23 protein-coding genes are annotated in these 16,932 nt (G+C 41.0%); 14 read left to right on the top strand and 9 right to left on the bottom strand.

The annotated features are described in order from the left end of the window. The first annotated feature begins 46 nt into the window (after positions 1 to 46). Together VB077_RS05630 and VB077_RS05625 are read left to right on the top strand one after the other, a co-directional pair. Positions 47 to 724 (top strand): DUF421 domain-containing protein, encoded by a 678-nt coding sequence (locus VB077_RS05630; RefSeq protein ID WP_323414246.1) that lies wholly within the window; start codon positions 47 to 49, stop codon positions 722 to 724. Between the two features lie 19 nt (positions 725 to 743). After that, positions 744 to 1,124, top strand: a complete 381-nt coding sequence (locus VB077_RS05625) for a DUF4363 family protein (RefSeq protein WP_323414245.1) — start codon at positions 744 to 746, stop codon at positions 1,122 to 1,124. A gap of 58 nt (positions 1,125 to 1,182) precedes the next feature. On the opposite strand, the gene VB077_RS05620 is transcribed toward VB077_RS05625, so the two are convergent. Continuing rightward, positions 1,183 to 1,392 carry a DUF1657 domain-containing protein gene (locus VB077_RS05620; protein ID WP_323414244.1) on the bottom strand — a complete coding sequence of 70 codons (210 nt, stop codon included), beginning with the start codon at positions 1,390 to 1,392 and terminating at the stop codon, positions 1,183 to 1,185. Between the two features lie 128 nt (positions 1,393 to 1,520). Here VB077_RS05620 and VB077_RS05615 point away from each other — a divergent pair, with 128 nt between their 5' ends. After that, positions 1,521 to 2,087: a hypothetical protein gene (locus tag VB077_RS05615; RefSeq protein ID WP_323414243.1), complete on the top strand. Its 567-nt coding sequence runs from the start codon at positions 1,521 to 1,523 to the stop codon at positions 2,085 to 2,087. 46 nt (positions 2,088 to 2,133) lie between these two features. Then, entirely contained in the window at positions 2,134 to 2,334 is a 201-nt protein-coding gene (locus tag VB077_RS05610; RefSeq protein ID WP_323414242.1) for a hypothetical protein, read from the top strand. A gap of 115 nt (positions 2,335 to 2,449) precedes the next feature. Here VB077_RS05610 and VB077_RS05605 read toward each other — a convergent pair whose 3' ends face one another. Then, entirely contained in the window at positions 2,450 to 2,656 is a 207-nt protein-coding gene (locus VB077_RS05605) for an alpha/beta-type small acid-soluble spore protein (RefSeq protein WP_323414241.1), read from the bottom strand. A 142-nt stretch (positions 2,657 to 2,798) separates the two neighbouring features. Beyond that, positions 2,799 to 3,257, bottom strand: coding sequence for a YbjN domain-containing protein (locus VB077_RS05600; RefSeq protein ID WP_323414240.1), 459 nt, complete (start codon positions 3,255 to 3,257; stop codon positions 2,799 to 2,801). A gap of 198 nt (positions 3,258 to 3,455) precedes the next feature. Here VB077_RS05600 and VB077_RS05595 point away from each other — a divergent pair, with 198 nt between their 5' ends. After that, positions 3,456 to 5,051 (top strand): peptide chain release factor 3, encoded by a 1,596-nt coding sequence (locus VB077_RS05595; RefSeq protein ID WP_323414239.1) that lies wholly within the window; start codon positions 3,456 to 3,458, stop codon positions 5,049 to 5,051. Here the strand turns inward: VB077_RS05595 and VB077_RS05590 are convergent. Then, positions 5,020 to 5,742: an N-acetylmuramoyl-L-alanine amidase family protein gene (locus VB077_RS05590; protein ID WP_323414238.1), complete on the bottom strand. Its 723-nt coding sequence runs from the start codon at positions 5,740 to 5,742 to the stop codon at positions 5,020 to 5,022. The genes VB077_RS05595 and VB077_RS05590 overlap by 32 nt on opposite strands. Before the next feature lie 64 nt (positions 5,743 to 5,806). Further along, positions 5,807 to 6,460 (bottom strand): PAQR family membrane homeostasis protein TrhA, encoded by a 654-nt coding sequence (gene trhA, locus VB077_RS05585; RefSeq protein ID WP_323414237.1) that lies wholly within the window; start codon positions 6,458 to 6,460, stop codon positions 5,807 to 5,809. Between the two features lie 153 nt (positions 6,461 to 6,613). Between trhA and VB077_RS05580 the strand changes: the two genes are divergently transcribed. Further along, positions 6,614 to 7,483 (top strand): SDR family oxidoreductase, encoded by an 870-nt coding sequence (locus VB077_RS05580; RefSeq protein WP_323414236.1) that lies wholly within the window; start codon positions 6,614 to 6,616, stop codon positions 7,481 to 7,483. A gap of 3 nt (positions 7,484 to 7,486) precedes the next feature. Here VB077_RS05580 and VB077_RS05575 read toward each other — a convergent pair whose 3' ends face one another. From VB077_RS05575 to VB077_RS05565, 3 genes are all read right to left on the bottom strand, one after another. After that, positions 7,487 to 7,801 (bottom strand): YmaF family protein, encoded by a 315-nt coding sequence (locus tag VB077_RS05575; protein ID WP_323414235.1) that lies wholly within the window; start codon positions 7,799 to 7,801, stop codon positions 7,487 to 7,489. A gap of 89 nt (positions 7,802 to 7,890) precedes the next feature. Beyond that, positions 7,891 to 8,535, bottom strand: coding sequence for a C40 family peptidase (locus VB077_RS05570; protein ID WP_323414234.1), 645 nt, complete (start codon positions 8,533 to 8,535; stop codon positions 7,891 to 7,893). A gap of 163 nt (positions 8,536 to 8,698) precedes the next feature. Continuing rightward, on the bottom strand, positions 8,699 to 9,244 hold the full coding sequence (locus VB077_RS05565) for a GNAT family N-acetyltransferase (RefSeq protein WP_416337034.1): 546 nt from the start codon (positions 9,242 to 9,244) through the stop codon (positions 8,699 to 8,701). A 224-nt stretch (positions 9,245 to 9,468) separates the two neighbouring features. Here VB077_RS05565 and VB077_RS05560 point away from each other — a divergent pair, with 224 nt between their 5' ends. Both VB077_RS05560 and VB077_RS05555 read left to right on the top strand, forming a co-directional pair. After that, a complete protein-coding gene (locus VB077_RS05560) occupies positions 9,469 to 9,792 on the top strand; it encodes a phasin family protein (protein WP_323414309.1) in 324 nt (107 codons plus the stop codon). 56 nt (positions 9,793 to 9,848) lie between these two features. Continuing rightward, positions 9,849 to 11,528: an ABC1 kinase family protein gene (locus VB077_RS05555; RefSeq protein WP_323414233.1), complete on the top strand. Its 1,680-nt coding sequence runs from the start codon at positions 9,849 to 9,851 to the stop codon at positions 11,526 to 11,528. Positions 11,529 to 11,581: 53 nt separating this feature from the next. On the opposite strand, the gene VB077_RS05550 is transcribed toward VB077_RS05555, so the two are convergent. After that, positions 11,582 to 11,872, bottom strand: a complete 291-nt coding sequence (locus VB077_RS05550; RefSeq protein WP_323414232.1) for a hypothetical protein — start codon at positions 11,870 to 11,872, stop codon at positions 11,582 to 11,584. Between the two features lie 339 nt (positions 11,873 to 12,211). Between VB077_RS05550 and VB077_RS05545 the strand changes: the two genes are divergently transcribed. From VB077_RS05545 to VB077_RS05520, 6 genes are all read left to right on the top strand, one after another. Beyond that, complete coding sequence (locus VB077_RS05545; protein WP_323414231.1) at positions 12,212 to 12,913, top strand: hypothetical protein; 702 nt, start codon at positions 12,212 to 12,214, stop codon at positions 12,911 to 12,913. Positions 12,914 to 13,019: 106 nt separating this feature from the next. Beyond that, the gene (locus VB077_RS05540) at positions 13,020 to 13,175 is read left to right on the top strand and encodes a hypothetical protein (RefSeq protein ID WP_323414230.1); all 156 of its coding nucleotides are present in this window, start codon (positions 13,020 to 13,022) and stop codon (positions 13,173 to 13,175) included. Between the two features lie 30 nt (positions 13,176 to 13,205). Then, positions 13,206 to 13,823, top strand: a complete 618-nt coding sequence (locus tag VB077_RS05535) for a class I SAM-dependent methyltransferase (protein ID WP_323414229.1) — start codon at positions 13,206 to 13,208, stop codon at positions 13,821 to 13,823. Then, positions 13,816 to 14,370 carry a hypothetical protein gene (locus tag VB077_RS05530; RefSeq protein ID WP_323414228.1) on the top strand — a complete coding sequence of 185 codons (555 nt, stop codon included), beginning with the start codon at positions 13,816 to 13,818 and terminating at the stop codon, positions 14,368 to 14,370. Before VB077_RS05535 ends, VB077_RS05530 begins: the two co-directional genes overlap by 8 nt. A gap of 98 nt (positions 14,371 to 14,468) precedes the next feature. After that, complete coding sequence (locus tag VB077_RS05525; RefSeq protein ID WP_416337035.1) at positions 14,469 to 15,092, top strand: DUF1287 domain-containing protein; 624 nt, start codon at positions 14,469 to 14,471, stop codon at positions 15,090 to 15,092. 116 nt (positions 15,093 to 15,208) lie between these two features. Beyond that, positions 15,209 to 16,828, top strand: a complete 1,620-nt coding sequence (locus VB077_RS05520; RefSeq protein ID WP_323414226.1) for a sigma-54 interaction domain-containing protein — start codon at positions 15,209 to 15,211, stop codon at positions 16,826 to 16,828. Positions 16,829 to 16,932: the final 104 nt, after the last annotated feature.

Genomic DNA, 16,932 nt, shown 5'->3' with positions numbered 1-16,932 from the left:
ACAGATTAAGCATGGTGAAGAGAAGGAAAGGAGCTCACGTATAAGAATGTTGATTGTTGTGACTCGAACGCTGATTCTTTATGCTTTGGTTGTCATTGCTTTGCGTCTTATGGGTAAACGCGAAATCGGTCAATTGCAGCCCTTCGATTTAGTTGGGATTATCATGATTTCCGAATTGGCGGCTATTCCGGCTGAAAATGTGGGTATTCCACTAATCGCGGGTATTATTCCAATTATCGTCATTCTGTTCGCAAGTACTTTGCTCGCTGTTCTTGAATTAAAAAGTGAACGGGCACGGGCTCTTTTGAATGGTACGCCTTCGGTCTTAATCGCCCGCGGAAAAATTGTTGAGGCTGAACTTAAACGAAATAGGTATAATTTAACAGACTTACTCGTAGAGTTACGCATTAAAAATGTCCCGAATATATCGGATGTTGAGTTTGCCGTATTAGAAACTAATGGGCAACTGAGTATTCTTCCGAAGTCGCTGAAAAGGCCTGCAACGCCGGAGGATTTCGGAATAGCTCCATCCTACGAGGGATTGCCAAGCGTATTGGTCATGGATGGGAAATTACAGAAAAACAATTTTGAACGCGATAAGATCGATTTACCGTGGTTTCTGAATGAGTTGAAAAAGCAGAATATCCATCGGATCGAGGATGTATTTCTGGCGAGTCTCGATACCTGCGGAACGCTTTTTATCCAAAAAAAACTAAAGCGTTAGCAGAAAGGATTGAGAATTTATGAGGTCCTATCTCATTATTATTACGATCATAGTTTTGCTTGCCGGTGGATCTTTCTGGGGCAATAATTATATCAATACATCGACCCAAAAATTAGTGGTATTCGTTGAATCGGCTGATGAACAAATTGATCAACATGATTGGGAACAAGCCCATCGCCAGTTAAATAACCTGCAACAGGCTTGGAATGAGACAAAAGATGTATGGAGTGTTTTAGTAAATCATCAAGAAATTGATACAATCGATATAACTATTGTGCGATTGTCCGAATACATTCAAGCCCAAAATGCAGTTTTAGCTTCCGGAGAAATAGCGACTTTGCAGCTGCTTTTTGAACATATTGCGGATGCGGAAATTTTTAACCTTAAAAATATATTATAAGACCAATCAACAAAACTTCAGATGGAGTCAAAACCCCATCTGAAGTAAGTTTCCGTTATTATCCTTGTGTCGAATTTAATCCGTTGTTTGACTCAAGATAATTTAAACGGCTGTTAAGCTGTGCCACATGACGCTGCATATCGGTAGACATATCTTGAAACATTTGTTTAGCCGATTGATCCTGGGTAGAAAGGGAAAAAGTCTCATACGTTCCTAAAGCGGATTTAGCTGCAGCTGCGGCTTTTTGTATATCTTCCTGTACAGTCAAGTCAATCCCTCCTTAATTTTCTTTTGTTTTTGCAAACATTCTTATTATATGAATCAGACTTAAATTCTATAATGTTAAGGTTTTGGAACAATTGGTAAATTCCGTTTTAAGAAAATAAGGAGAGGGTCATGTCGAAGAAGGACGATAAATTATTAAAATGGAGCAGTATTATAGCTACAATTGGAACAGTGATTATTGCTACGACCGCTCTTATTACAGTTTATGTAACATTAAAAGCCTGGCAGATTCAGCGCGAAGATGCCAGACCCTATTTATCACTGAAAGAATCACCCCAGGTTACCGTACAAAAAGGGGTACAGTTTGAGTTTAAGTTTAACAATGTGGGAATTCATCCGGCGGTAAATTTATCAAGTCAAACGGTTGTTTTTGAACAGAATCTGCAACAAAAGCCCACCCATAATGAACGCTATGACTTGGTCAATGAAATTCCCAAAGATACAAGTTCAAGTTTGGTCATCAGTTTGACACCGGAGGAAATTGAAGAAAATGCGTACTATCTTGTTGTTTTGCTTCAGTATATCGACCCCGTGATTGATCGGCAATATCAGCAGAGTTTGCTTTTCAAGTGGAATGGAATTACAGAGGGAAAAGCACAGGCGATTATTCATGTCCAAGCCCAGGAAAAGGAAAAGATATCGCGTTATTTAGAGACGAATCAGATAAACTTTAATTAAGAATCAAAAATAATGCTCCGGGAAAACTAGAATAGAGGTGATTAAAATGCCGCGCAAAGACGGGAACAAGTTCCAAAATGAAGATCTAAAAAAAATGGAGTTAACCCTTAACAACATCAGCAAAAATGAAAAGTTTTTGGCGGAGAATGCAGGTGAATTAACCCCTCATCAATTGAAGGATGTTAAAGAGCATTTAGCCTCCAAGAAAAAGTTCTTAGAAGAAACGGATGGTACTATAAAATATTAGATTTTAGAAGGATAGGCTTGCGTCGGTAAATAAACGCAAGCCTATTCGTTCACTCCGGCGCTGCACGAAAAAGGGGCTGTTTTGCGACAGCCCCTACATGTACGAGACGGAAAGATTAGAAGCGAGTTCCTTTTTTGAGGTTCTCTTCAGCAAATTGAATCATGCGTTTCGTCATTTGGCCACCGACTGAACCGTTTTCACGGCTGGTGCGGTCTCCGCCCAATTGTACGCCTAATTCGTTTGCAACTTCATACTTGAATTGGTCGAGACCTTGAGATGCACCTTGAGCTGCTGGTTGGTTTGTGTTTCTTTCTCCTGCCATGATTATTCCCTCCTTAAAAATTTTGAATTTCGAGTAGTTGGGACGTTCTTATTATTTGCTGAATGGCCTTCTTTAATCAGGTAATTGTTGCGTCCTAACTAAGAGATATCCAAAACTGGTTTATAGAGGAAATCGCGGAAACTCATTCGTCTTCTTGTGTACACATTGCCATGGCTTCCTCAGCAGTCATGCCATCACAGATAATCTTTATAATTCCGGGGTAATAGGTATCAAAGCTTTGTGAGCCATTCCAAATAAGGTTCATCAGTTGTTCTTGGGAAGGTTCGGTATTTTCAAGGTCAAGAAAAGTGCGAAAACGGATTTCACCATCGTCCATATCCATTTCAAAATTTCCGTTGGCAAGTTCGTAATTCACACGGTTGATGAAATTACAAATTTCCAGTCGCTTAGGAAACGGAACTTTTTCATTAATATGGGTATTACAGAGAAGGGATTCTTGCTCTTCATCGACGATGATAAAACAATGGTAATCAGAGTTAACTCCTCGAATTTCTAAACGGAAAATTTCATTTTTGTCATCATAAACAAATTCCCAACCATTGTCGTTTAACGTTTCAAAAAGAATTTGAAACAGCGTCATCTCCTTGCCTCCCTTACCGATCCTATTTCTTGTTTGTTCTTTCCACATTTAGGTGAAGTATTCCTGCCGAAAGATATTTGTTTGTAAAATCTTAAACAGGCAAATTATTGTGATTCCTTTTTGCAGGGTATTCGCAAGGATTCTATTGGCATGATATAATATAATACTGTGAAGAAAATATAAGGAGTTTAGATAATTGTGAGCGTGTCATTGAAAGACGAAATTCAATCACGGAAGACTTTTGCGATTATTTCACACCCTGATGCGGGAAAAACAACTTTGACGGAAAAACTGCTTCTTTTTGGAGGGGCAATTCATTTAGCGGGTAATGTAAAGGCCCGTAAGACTCAGCGCTATGCGACCTCGGATTGGATGGAACTGGAACGTCAAAGGGGAATTTCCATCACATCAAGCGCAATGCAATTTAACTATAAGGAGCATGTTATCAATATTTTGGATACTCCCGGTCACCAAGATTTCAGTGAGGATACCTATCGGACTTTAACAGCAGTCGATAGTGCAGTCATGTTGATCGACGTGGCTAAAGGGGTCGAGGTTCAGACTATTAAGTTGTTTGAAGTCTGTAAACGGCGGGGAATCCCAATTTTTACATTTATTAATAAACTTGACCGAGAAGGAAAAGATCCGATCGATTTAATGGATGAAGTAGAAAAAGTCTTGGGAATTGAAGCTTATGCGATGAACTGGCCGATTGGCATGGGGGGAAACTTCAAAGGGATTTACGATCGTCAAAACCGTTATGTGGTTCGTTATGACGCAGGTACCCGTTATGAGAAGTCGAGTGCTCCACAGTCAGGACAAATCGATGATCCTGAAGTCCAAGCCGGAATTGGTGAGGAACTCCTGCAACATCTCCAAGGAGATATTGAATTGCTCGATATGGCGGGTAATCGGTTTGATTTAGAAAGAGTCAATCGAGGAGAGGTTACGCCGGTCTTTTTTGGAAGTGCTCTTAACAATTTTGGAGTGCCTAATTTTTTGGACAGCTTTTTACAGCTTGCCCCCGGGCCGGGAGCGCGAACCTCCAACCAAGGTGAGCTTGATCCAATGAGTCCGCAATTCTCGGGGTTTGTCTTTAAGATTCAGGCGAACATGAATGCGATGCACCGTGATCGCATTGCCTTTATCCGGATTTGCACCGGAAAATATGAACGCGGCATGAATGTTATTCATACGCGCTCACACCGCAAACTTCGTCTGGCTCAACCCCAGCAGCTTTTTGCGCAAGAACGGACGATTTTGGATGAAGCTTACGCCGGTGATATTATTGGAGTTCATGATAATGGAATTCTACGGATCGGCGATGTTTTGGCAGAAAAAGACGGCCTTGAATTTGAAGCCATGCCTTTTTTCAGCCCGGAAAATTTTGCACGTGTCAGTATAAAAAATGCCTTAAAACGGAAGCAGTTCATCAAAGGCATTCAGGAATTGGAAGAAGAAGGTGCGATTCACGTTTTCCACGATTTGAACATTGGTGTCGAGGCACCGATAATCGGTGTGGTTGGCCAGCTGCAGTTTGATGTGTTGGAGTACCGTTTGCGTGATGAGTACGGGGTAGATGTTGAGATTAATCATTTGCCTTACGAAATCGTTCGCTGGATTGCTAAAGATGAGGAAAAGATACGAATCCTTAAGGATTCAAGCATGAGTATGGTCGTTTTAGATAAGGATGAAAATTACGCTGTTCTGCTTCTCGATAAATGGAAGGCGAACTGGATGAGTGAGCGTTACGCCATTGAATTCATGGATCGGCCACCGGTTCTAACCGTGTAAAATAATTTTCAATGCCTGTAGTGATCGCTTCGGCGATTTTCTCCTGATAAGATGTTGTTTGCAAAAGTTTGCGTTCTTTGGGATTGGAAAGGAAACCGACCTCAACTAATACCGAAGGCATTTTGGTTTGATTGAGAAGATAATAATCTCCGATTTTGGCGACGCGTTTATTATCGGGTTGAATGTGTTTCAATTCGCTTTGAATAAACTCGGCTAAGGCTTTGCCTTCCGGTGAATTGACAGGGTAATAGCTCTCCATACCATAAGAATTTCCACCGGGATAACTATTCGCATGAATGCTGATCAATAAATCCGCATGATTCATGTTAGCCATCTTGATGCGTTGGTCAAGTTCTGCACGTTTGGCCATTTTACCGAGAACAAAATTCGGGAGGTAGAAATCCTTGTCCACCTCCCGAGTCAATATAACATTACATCCTTTATCATTTAAGCTTTCTTTTAAACGCAAAGCGATGGTTAAGTTGATATTCTTTTCTTCAATTCCACCATATTGAGCACCTGGGTCTTGCCCGCCGTGACCGGGGTCGATTATGACAATCTTATCCTTTAAGCTCGGATGAATTGTTTCGGTGAAGGCATACCAAGCTCCGCCGCAGAGAAGAAGAATTCCCAGGAATAAAAAAGGCAACCCAGATTTAGGAAGGAAGAGGATAATTGGCCTGCGCATCATTTTAGATTCTCCTTTGCTCGGTGTCTTTAAAAAGATATGAGCAAAGAGGAGAGTTCATACTTAATCAAACAGTCATCGGTACAAAATAGATAAGGATCATAAGAAAATGGATCAGAGTTCCCGTTGCAATAAAGATGTGAAAGATTTCGTGGAAGCCAAGATGTAAGCGGGGAATTTTGAAAATTTTGGCGGCATAGATTACTGCGCCAACGGTATACATGACACCTCCGGCCACCATCATGATCAGAGCACCCAACGGAAGATTATGAATAAGCTGGACAATAGGAACAAGCGCAATCCAGCCTAAAGTGACATAAAAGGCGGTAGATACATAGCGAGGAGCGTTCATAAACCATATTTTCAGGATAATTCCGATAATTGCCAGGATCCAAACGGCAAGGAGCATGACCCAGCGCCAAACGCCATTTAAGCCATAATAAAAGACCGGTGTATAAGAGCCCGCAATGAGAACATAAATCATCATATGGTCGACTTTGCGTAAGGTCAGTTCTTTGGCGGGAGTGGTTCTAAGGGCATGATAAAGGGAACTTGCACCGTATAGGGCAATAACGCTTAATCCGTAAATACTCAGGGTAATTGTTTTAGACAGATTCCCATGGGATAAGATAAGTAACGAAACAAGCCCAAACCAAGCTGCGATGAAGGGAATAAAGTGGGTAAGAGTATTCATGGGCTCCTTGATTTTCGATAGTTTCATGTGAACCTCCTATATATTGCAAATTTCTGTTGAAATATTGATTATATGTAGTGGTAAGCGAATATCTACTTAATTTTAGTATTTTATAAATATAATTGCAAATAGATATTGTGTATGGATCACATGGAAAACGTCGAAAGGAGTCTTATGTATATGAACCAAACCAAACAACCCGTATCCGTGTTTCCGGCGCAGCATCAAAATCAAAAACCGGGAATTGAAGCAATGATGAATCCGCGGCCGTTGTTCGATGATCCGCAATACATTGGAAACGGAAAACTTCAGGACAAGGTTGCCCTGATTACCGGAGGGGATAGTGGAATCGGCCGTGCGGTGGCAGTGGCATATGCTAAAGAAGGAGCAGACATCGCTTTTGTTTATTTAAATGAGCAGGCGGATGCCGAAGAATCAAAGAAGCGGATAGAAGCCTTAGGTCGACGCTGCCTTAGTCTAGCCGGGGATGTGGGTGATGAAAGCTTCTGCCAAAATGTTGTAAATGAGGTCATCAAAATATTTAAGCGGATTGATATTCTTGTCAATAATGCCGGCGAACAGCATGTGCAAACAAGCCTGCTGAATATTTCTTCCGCTCAGCTGGAGCGAACCTTTAAGACAAACATATTTTCGTTTTTTTATATGACACGTGCCGCGCTGCCCCATCTTCAAGCCGGGGCCAGCATTATCAATACGGCATCAATCACGGCTTATAAGGGCGACGAACAGCTGATTGATTACTCGGCGAGTAAAGGTGCGGTTGTTTCCTTTACCCGTTCTCTATCCGAGTCTTTGGTTAAACAAGGAATCCGCGTAAATGGAGTTGCACCCGGACCGATATGGACACCGCTGATTCCTTCATCTTTTCCGGCCGCTGAGGTTGCGACCTTTGGAAGTACAACTCCGATGCAGCGCGCAGGGCAGCCTATGGAGCTCGCGCCTGTTTATGTTTTTCTGGCGAGCAATGATTCATCTTACATGTCGGGGCAAATTCTCCATGTCAATGGGGGAACAGTTATCAATGGCTGATGGCTATATTCCGGGGGCCGGCATATCCGGGCCGCTGACGTGATGGCGATGGCCTTCATCAACCAAGGTGTAGAAGTTCCAATTATGAACATGAAAACCGTTGGGAAGAGGAAGGGCAGGACCGGATACTGATTTGTAGTAGTGGGAATGCCCGTGTTCATAGAGGACATAGCTTTCGGAAGAATGCACATGACTTCCGTCAGCGGTTGGAACAGCCGGACCGGTAACATCAAGGCATTGGTGACTATGACCATGATCACATGATGTATGAGTGACGCTTCCGTGGTTGTGATTAGGGGCGTATTGAGCATATTGCATAATAAAAAAACCTCCTTTGAAATTACTTCTTTAGTCTACGCAAATGTAATCTTAGAAGTGAATCATAAGGAGGTTTAGAAATTTATCCTTTATAGAACTCGTTTGGCCCCTACAAAGTGGGATTTCCAGTATGAACCCAGGGGATAGATGGTTACCCCCTTTGAGGTGGACGCATTGATAAATTCCCCATTGCCAATATAAATACCAACGTGGTCAATCACTTTATCGTTATCTAAGGAGAAGAAGACTAAATCCCCAGCCTTAAGATTGCCGAAGGAGACAGCTTGCCCCTTATCAAATTGGTCACGGGAAATGCGCGGAAGAGAAATGCCGTTTTGAGCGAAGACATATTGGGTATAACCGGAACAGTCAAAACCACTTGGTGTAGTACCGCCCCAAACATAGTTTACACCGATGTACTTTTTGGCCGTTGAAATAATTGCGGCTGCTTTTTGATTGGAGGTTGATGCTATCGATTTCTGGCCGGTGGTACTCCTTGACACCGATGTTTGTGTTGGAGTTTGGGGACGAGGTGTTAGAGAAGTTGAGGCAGTTTGGGAAGCTTCTACCACAGAAATGGTATTATCCTCAGGCATTTGAACGGTTTCTGCTTGGACCGCTATAGCTTCATTAGGTTGATCATAGGTTATTTGGCTCGGTGCGACTGTTAAAGAACCGGCAAACAGCCCTATGGATAAAATCGATGACAGTCCAATATTAATGAGTTTACTCATCAAAAAACTCCTCTCAAGAAACAATAATAAAAAGACAACTCACTGTTTATTAGTGGGTTGTCTCTAGTATAACGTACTGATGTTAAATTTGTCCTTGTATAAAATATGGCAGTGCATAAAAGACCTGGCAGACATGGCAGACAAGGTAGATGTGCGTGATAGATTACTTCGCGGAATCAAACTCTTTAGCCAAATTGCTCAAAGCTTGGTTGGTTACGCGATAAACGGTCCATTCATCCATGGGGACAGCGCCCAATTTCTTGTAAAACCGGATGGAGGGCTCGTTCCAGTCTAAGCACCACCACTCTAATCGGCCGCAATTACGTTCAATTGCCAATTTCGCGAGAAATTCGAGGAGAATTTTACCGATCCCTTTTCCTCTCATTTCCGGTTTGACATATAAATCTTCTAGGTAGATTCCCGGAAGCCCGAGAAACGTCGAAAAGTTATGAAAAAACAAGGCAAACCCTACCGGCCTTTCGTTGTATTCGGCAATGATGACTTCCGCCATTTTTCGATTAAAGAGAGAATCCCTGAGAATTTCTTCAGTGGCAATAACTTCTTGTGACATTTTTTCATACTCGGCCAATTCTTTAATGAATCCAAAGATCAGCGAAACATCGTTGATATCCGCAAATCTCAATTTTAGTTCATTTAACGGGGTAGCGATTAATTCCAAAATAAATCTTCCTTTCCAAAAAGCTCTCATAATTATAATGTACAATCCTTAATTATCCAATAGATTATTTTAAAAAACTTATATTTTAAAGGGCTTTGTTCATAATAATAGCAATAAGGATATGAAAAGTGGGTATCCATTCCGTAGTCAAAGGAAACGCGGCCGGAAACATTTTTTTAGAGGAGAAGGAAAAAGCTCAAGGAACAAGAATTGAATAACTAACGGTATGATTATTTAGGGAGGTAAATGATGTGATGATTGATCTTTTAAAAAAGGGATTAGCACTTGGACTGGGTTTTGCGATTGTCAGCAAAGAGCAAATTGAGAAAACAGTGGATGAATTAGTTAAAAAAGGTGAAGTTTCGGTTTCGGATTCAAAGGATCTGGTGAATGATCTTGTCCAAAAGGGTGAGGAACAACAGAAGGAAATCAATGCAAAAATGCAGGAACAAATCCAAAAACTCTTAGTCGAACTTAAGATTCCTACACATGCCGATATGGAGCGTTTAGAAAAGAGAATCGCGGATTTGGAAAATCAAGTGGGTAATATTCATACCCATACGCCTGGCAATGATTAAGATTTAAGGGGTTTAATTGAGTAAGGGAGAGCATCAATGGATTAGGAGAGCCTAGAATGATTGGAAGAAGAATTCGACATATAAATCGATATAGGGAAGTTGCCACTGTTCTTGCACGACATGGATTTGGACTTATCCTTGAAGAAATGGGGCTCACTAATCTATTGTCTTTACCGAAACGATTGTTCTTTCGCAATCATGAGGAAATCGATTCTCAAACCATCGGGGAGCGCTTGCGTCACGCTTTAGAGGAACTGGGACCAACCTATGTGAAATTAGGGCAGATCGCAAGCACACGCCCTGATATTTTACCCGATTTCCTAATTCGGGAACTGGAAAAACTCCAGGATCAGGTGGCACCGTTTCCCTATAGTGAGGCCTGCCAAATCATCGAGCAAGAATTGGGGAAGAAACCCTTAGAAGCTTTTCAATGCTTCGACGAAACACCTATTGCCGCGGCATCAATAGGCCAAGTCTATCGAGCCGTTCTTCAATCGGGGGAAGAGGTCGCTGTTAAAGTCCAGCGACCTCAAATTACGCAGGGAATTGAAACGGACTTGGAGATTCTTTTTGATCTCGCGATAATTGCCGAGCGCCGAATAGATTGGGCCAAACAGTACCAACTGAAAGAAATGGTTGAGGAATTTGCTCGTTCCTTGCGCGCGGAGCTTGATTATACTATTGAGGGCCATAACACGGAGAAGATCAGCTCACAATTTGAGAAATCAAAAGAGGTTCATATTCCTAAGATTTATTGGGGTTATTCAAGCAAGAGAATTCTTACCTTGGAATATATAAATGGGGTCAAATTAAGTCAGATTGATGAACTAAAATCATTGGGCTATAACATAAAAACGATTGCCGAAGACTTAGTAAAAATCATGTTTAACCAAATTCTGATTGCCGGCTTTTTTCACGGGGACCCACATCCGGGAAATATATTAATTTTACCGGGGCAAGTCATATCCCTGATTGACTTTGGCATGGTCGGACACATTTCGACCGAGATGAAGTACAATTTTTCTTCCCTTGTTATCGGAATGATGCGCAGGAAAACTAAAGATATGGTTGATGCTGTCCTTGATATGGGAATTGTCCCGGTAGATATAAATATGAAGCTTCTTTATCGGGATGTTGATAGGCTTCGGGAAAAATACCTGGATGTAGCTATGAGCGAAATCCATTTGGGAGAAGCGGTCAATGACTTGTTTAAAGTTGCCTACCGCCATCATATTCAGATCCCTTCTGATTTAGTAATGCTCGGAAAATCCCTCTTAAGTTTAGAGGGACTTGTTGAGCAATTAGATCCCGAAATAAGCATCATTGATATTGCAGAGCCTTATGGCAAACGGCTCTTAAGGGAACGTTTTGAACCCAAAAATGTTGCTGAAATGACATGGAACAATATTAAGGACACGCTGGATTTAGCTGTAGATCTACCTCAACAGGCGAAAGAGTTTTTCCGCATTGCCCAAAATGGAAAAATCCGTTTTGAAGTCGTTACCCCTGAACTCGGAAATTTCCTAAAAAAGATGGACAGACAAAGTAATCAGCTTTCGTTTAGCCTTGTCCTTCTTGCGTTTAGTATCATCATGGCCGGCTTGATTATTGCATCGGCCTTTGGCAGTCAGCCTATGCTCTTTGGCCGTATCCCGGCAATAGATGTCGGCTTTACCTTCGCGTTTATTATGTTTATACTCTTGATTGTTTCCATATTCAGGTCAGGACGATTTTAGGTTTGTGAAAAGAGCACCTAATCACACGAAGTGGTTCGGTGCTCTTTTGCTAATCAGATCAATCCGCCATTGGAACGGATTTCTTCGCGCAGAGACTCGAATTGGGATTCATCTACAATTGCCGCTAAAAGGATATCACGGCCTGTTACATGGGAGCCGCCACCGTCACTCATTCCGCTTGCAGAGGTACTGGCTGCGGTTAAGGGACTGGCATTGCCGCTGATATCGCCTAACGTTAAGTCAGATATACTTCCGACTTGTCCGGTGATTGGATTCATCAATTGGTCCGTCGGATCTTGTACATACTGGTGAATACGATCAATTTTGACATTGGATATTCCCATATTTTTTATTTGATTCGCAGTTTTCTCCGCTTCATCAACAGTTTAAAAATATGCCAGAATATTCTTCTCACCCATGGTTATTATCCTCCTTGCACATTTTTCCCAATCTTCGGTATAATTTTGATATAGATTCTGTTTTAGCTTCGGTCATTGGAAGAGTTTCTATACTAAGCTTTTTAATGGCTTTAATACCCGCCGTCATATCCGATGACTAACCGCCACTAAGACTCCCACTTCTTAAGTGGGAGGCAAGTGGCGCTAAGTCCCTGGATAAGTCAACTAAACTTCAGATGGAGTCAAAACTCCACCTGAAGTAAGTTTCCTATATCGGAGGTGATCATGATTAAGCGTAGGATCAACTTTATATCCCAAGAATTGGTTCACGACCCGCTGCAAGTAAGACATTATCTGGCACCTTACCTATCAACAAATCATGCTTCTGAATTTCCATTAGAAACATATGATCAATGCCTGCAAGTTTTTAACCAAGAGATAAAATCTAAAGGGACGTTTGTTATTACCGAAGTCGAGCCAAATTCTGATCGTCTTGAAAGCAAAGAAGGAAAAGTGTTATTACCATACAAACATCCCTTATTCAACAAGAGCAAGTATGCGGCTTTATTTGCGATTACTTTAGGCCCGATGATCGATGAATGGATTGCGGAATTTTTTAAGGCCAAAGATTATATTTCAGGTTATATGCTTGAAGCGATTGGGCTTGCTGCATTGCGGGAGGCCGAAGTAAGGATTCGCCGGGAATTTCACGTTCAACTTAACGAGGTCAATACCAATATTAAAACAATAAGCCATACGCTCAGCCCGGGATGTCAAGGTATACCCATCGCAGCGGAAAAAGAACTGTTTCAGGTTACTGAAGCTTATGCAATTGGGATAACGATCCAAAAAGATTTATCATTATATCCCCTAAAGTCATTAATGGGGATCATTTTAGCCGGTAAGGACTTACCTTCATTTCAGGACGATCAGTGCCTATACTGCAATAAAAAGCGGGATTGTTTATATCGTTCACCGATAGATTAAATCTAAAAATAGAATAGAAGGATTTACTATATTAGCTGGAGAAATATACCACTAAAGTTTATTAATATGAATTTTTAGAATAGCGAGATGATTTGGAGGTTAGAAAATGAATCCTATAAGTGTCAATTCCGGCGTATTTGGTTTAGCCGTTGTATTTAATTTTGTTTTATGGATTGTAGGTTTTGCTTGTTTAATTCAACTTTTCCGTTTTTTAACTAAGGGTATTAAAGCACTCGACATATTTATAAAGAAAGGAGGCTAAATAATAGGATTTAGTATAAGGAGGCTCCGAATGTTAAACAGTATTGGGTTTGATAAATGGGCTGGAGAATATGATGAGTCAATCTCCCGTTTATGTGAAGGCTATCCGTTTGAGGGTTATTACGAAGTGCTTTCTTTCGTAAATCGATGCGTGAATTTCTCTGACGGTGCTAGTATCTTAGATATTGGTGTCGGCACCGGCTTACTGACCAAAGAATTATACAATAAAGGCGCAGAGATTTATGGAATTGATTTTTCACCAAAAATGCTGGAATTGGCAAAACGAAATATGCCTAAGGGCCAGTTCGTATGTCATGATTTTTCAAAAGGTATACCGAATGAATTTGAGCAGATGAAATTTAACTATATAATTTCGTCTTATGCCATTCATCATCTTGAGGATGATAAAAAGGTAGACTTTTTTAAACTACTCAAAGGTAACCTAAAAGAAGATGGGAAAGTTGTTATTGCAGATATAGCATTTCGAACACGGGACGAGCTTAGACATTGTAGAGAAAAAGCGCAAGGCTGGGATGTAGATGAAATCTACATTGTTGCAGATGAAATAACGGAAAAATTGAGAATTAGAGGGTTTAGTCCAATATATACACAGATTTCATCGTGCGCAGGGGTCTTGGAAATTGTTTGAGCCTTATGAAAGGGAAGGGAGAATAGTGAGTAAACGTGAAATTGCAAGCCTCGCTTGTAAAGTCTTGGGTATCTTCTTTATTATTCAAGGGACTAATGTATTATCCAATATACTTCTCTATTCAATGGCAACGCCGGACCCAATAGCAAATGAAAGGCCATTAAATATCATTTTTTCGTTATTTTATATATTCGTTGGAGTTTTACTATGGTTTCTTTCTGATAAAATGTCAGCAATTATGGTTACCGGGGAAAGTAATTCTAACAAGGGCTCAGGAATAGAGGCCGGTGATATTCAAAGAGTAGCTTTTTCGGTTCTAGGCCTTTACTTTATGGGTAACTCCCTACCAAGGTTAGTAACCAATTTATCCACGTTGAGTGGGTCTCCTAATTCTATTACGAGAATAATTCTTGGTTCTGTAGGTGGAATAACAGAATTTATCATAGGTTTAGGGATTTTCTTTGGATCACAGGGTTTGGTTAATTTTCTAAATATCCTTAGAACCGCTGGATTAAAGAAAGAGAATGGTTCTGAAGATAAGGAATGATTAGCTGAATATCTAAAGGGGGTGGATTACACTTGAAAAGGTTCATTGCTCTCGGTATCTGTTTTCTTGGTTTAGCCCTTGTCCTAGCGGCTGCAACTATGCCAAGGTTGAAGCCGTTACCCCTCGAAAACCATTTGCCTTTTGAAAAATCCCTAGACATAGCACAAATTTCTTGCCCCATTGATAAAGACGGCGATGGTTTAGATGATCTAAGGGATATTGTAGCCGGTGCCAAGGCGGAAGTCAGCAGAAAACCACAATACCGCAGTGCTTATTACCAAGGCGGGAATCCACCGGAGACAGAAGGGGTTTGTACTGATGTAGTGTGGAGGGCATTCCGAGATTCAGGTTACAACCTCAAGGATATGGTAGATAAAGATATACGTGAAAACATATCAAAGTACCCTCGTGTTGAAGGAAAACCTGACCCAAACATTGATTACAGGAGAGTTCCCAATCTTCAGGTTTTCTTCAGCAGGCATGGTTTGGAGCTAACGAAGGAGATTAGACCGGGTGATGTAGAAAACCTTTATATGTGGCAACCGGGAGATATTGTAACATTTGGTACACCGCATGAACACATCGCTATTATTTCAGATAAGCGCCGCCCGGATGGTGTACCCTATTTGCTTCATAACGCTGGACCGACTGCAAGTGAGACGGACCAATTGCAGAGTTGGCCGTCACCTATTACCGGACATTATCGGTTTCCCCGTTTTTAGCCAGACTCGTGAATGGTGTATGAAAGAGCGGAGAAGAAAAATTTTGTGTAATTGCCATCGGATGTGCTGCATGGTATTATCTTTAACGGAAGCAATATATTCCTTGGGGGCTAATTATGGAGACGCATTTGGAGTTTGAACAGCTTGTCGGATTATTACCTATACTTGCCAAAACAACAGGGGGATATGCCGTTATTACTGATTATGAAGGTAGAAGAATATCTACCTTTGACTATAATGGTCAAGAAATTCCCAGTCTTAAGGGTAAGATTTATGAATTGGCCAAAAAAGCAGCGATTGAAGGGAAGCCGCTTGTTGGTTCTTCTCAGATTGTCGATTTGGCGGATGCTTGGGCCTTACCTTTAGGTAACTTTGTTTTGTCTTGCAGTAATGTGGAACGGCTAAAAAAGGAACAGAAGTTACAAGAATCATTAAAGCGAGCATTGCCTATGATTGCACAGGTAGCCGGCGGTGAGGCAGTTCTGTTTAATGAGTTTGGTGAACGCACTAGCAGTTATAATTCGGATGGTACAGAGCGATTAGAGTTAAAAGGGAAAGTTAGTAAACAAGCACTGACAGCGATGGAATCCCAAGAACCGGTAGTTGGTAAATCTTTTTCGGTTCAGGGAGCTATGGCGGTGCGCATACCGATTACTAAAAACTTTGGATTCGGTTTTAATAACGAAGATACTTCCAAGCGGCAGCAAAAATTATATGAAGAAGTTAAAAAATTACAAAATACGCGCTATACTTTTGAAGATATTATCGGTGAAAGTGAATCTTTAATAAAAACGAAGAGTATGGCTAATTTTGTAGCCAATGGAATCTCCTCGATATTAATTTATGGGGATACGGGGACAGGTAAAGAGTTGTTTGCCCAGTCTATTCATAATGCAAGTCCCAGAAGAGCTAAACCGTTTGTAGCTCTAAACTGTGGAGCTTTGCCGGCGACTCTTATCGAAAGCAATCTCTTTGGTTACGAAGAAGGAGCTTTTACAGGAGCTAAAAAGGGCGGGAGCCCGGGTGCGTTTGAACAAGCCAATGGGGGTACTATTTTTCTCGATGAGATTAGTGAGATGGAACTGGGCTTGCAAACAAAGTTATTACGGGTGCTGCAGGAGAGGGAAGTCGTTCGTATTGGCGGTTTAAAACCTAAGAAAATAGATGTGCGTGTTATCGCTTCTACAAATAAGGACTTAAATGTTTTGATCGCCGAGGGCAAGTTTCGACAGGATTTATTTTATCGCCTAAATGTGGTACAGATAAAAATACCCCCTCTCAAAGAACGTCAAGGAGATATTATTTTACTGGCAAAATATTTCATGCAGAAATATAATGTTGCCTTTGGTAAGGCTATTGAAAAAATTGATCCGGAGACAATCGGAATTTTAAAAAATCATAATTGGCCTGGCAATGTTCGTGAACTGCAAAACTGTATCGAACATGCTATGAATATGGTTGGACGCGATACATATGAACTTTTGCCAAAACATCTGCCATCATATTTGCGTCAGGAATCGGATTCGGTAAAAGATGCCGTAGTTCTTGAAATCAAGCCAGGCAATCTTAACCTCGGGGATGCTTTACGCGAGACTGAGAAGAAAATAATTAAGGAAGCCTTAGAGGTTGTAAAATATAAAAAAGTAAAAGCGGCTCGGCTTTTAGGAATAAGCACAACAACACTTTGGAGAAAAATAGTTGAGTTTGGCTTGGATGAAAAACTGGAAAGAGATTAGGAATCAAGAACCATTTCACGATAGAAATGGTTCTTTTTATTTCTAAGATAAATATTACAAAAGTGAAAAGAATAACAAAAAAATTAACAAAAAAACGTTTCATT

Origin of the sequence: Desulfitobacterium sp. (assembly GCF_034927245.1) — a bacterium.
In the GTDB taxonomy this organism is placed as follows: domain Bacteria; phylum Bacillota; class Desulfitobacteriia; order Desulfitobacteriales; family Desulfitobacteriaceae; genus Desulfitobacterium_A.
This window is presented reverse-complemented; position numbering and strand designations above follow the sequence as displayed.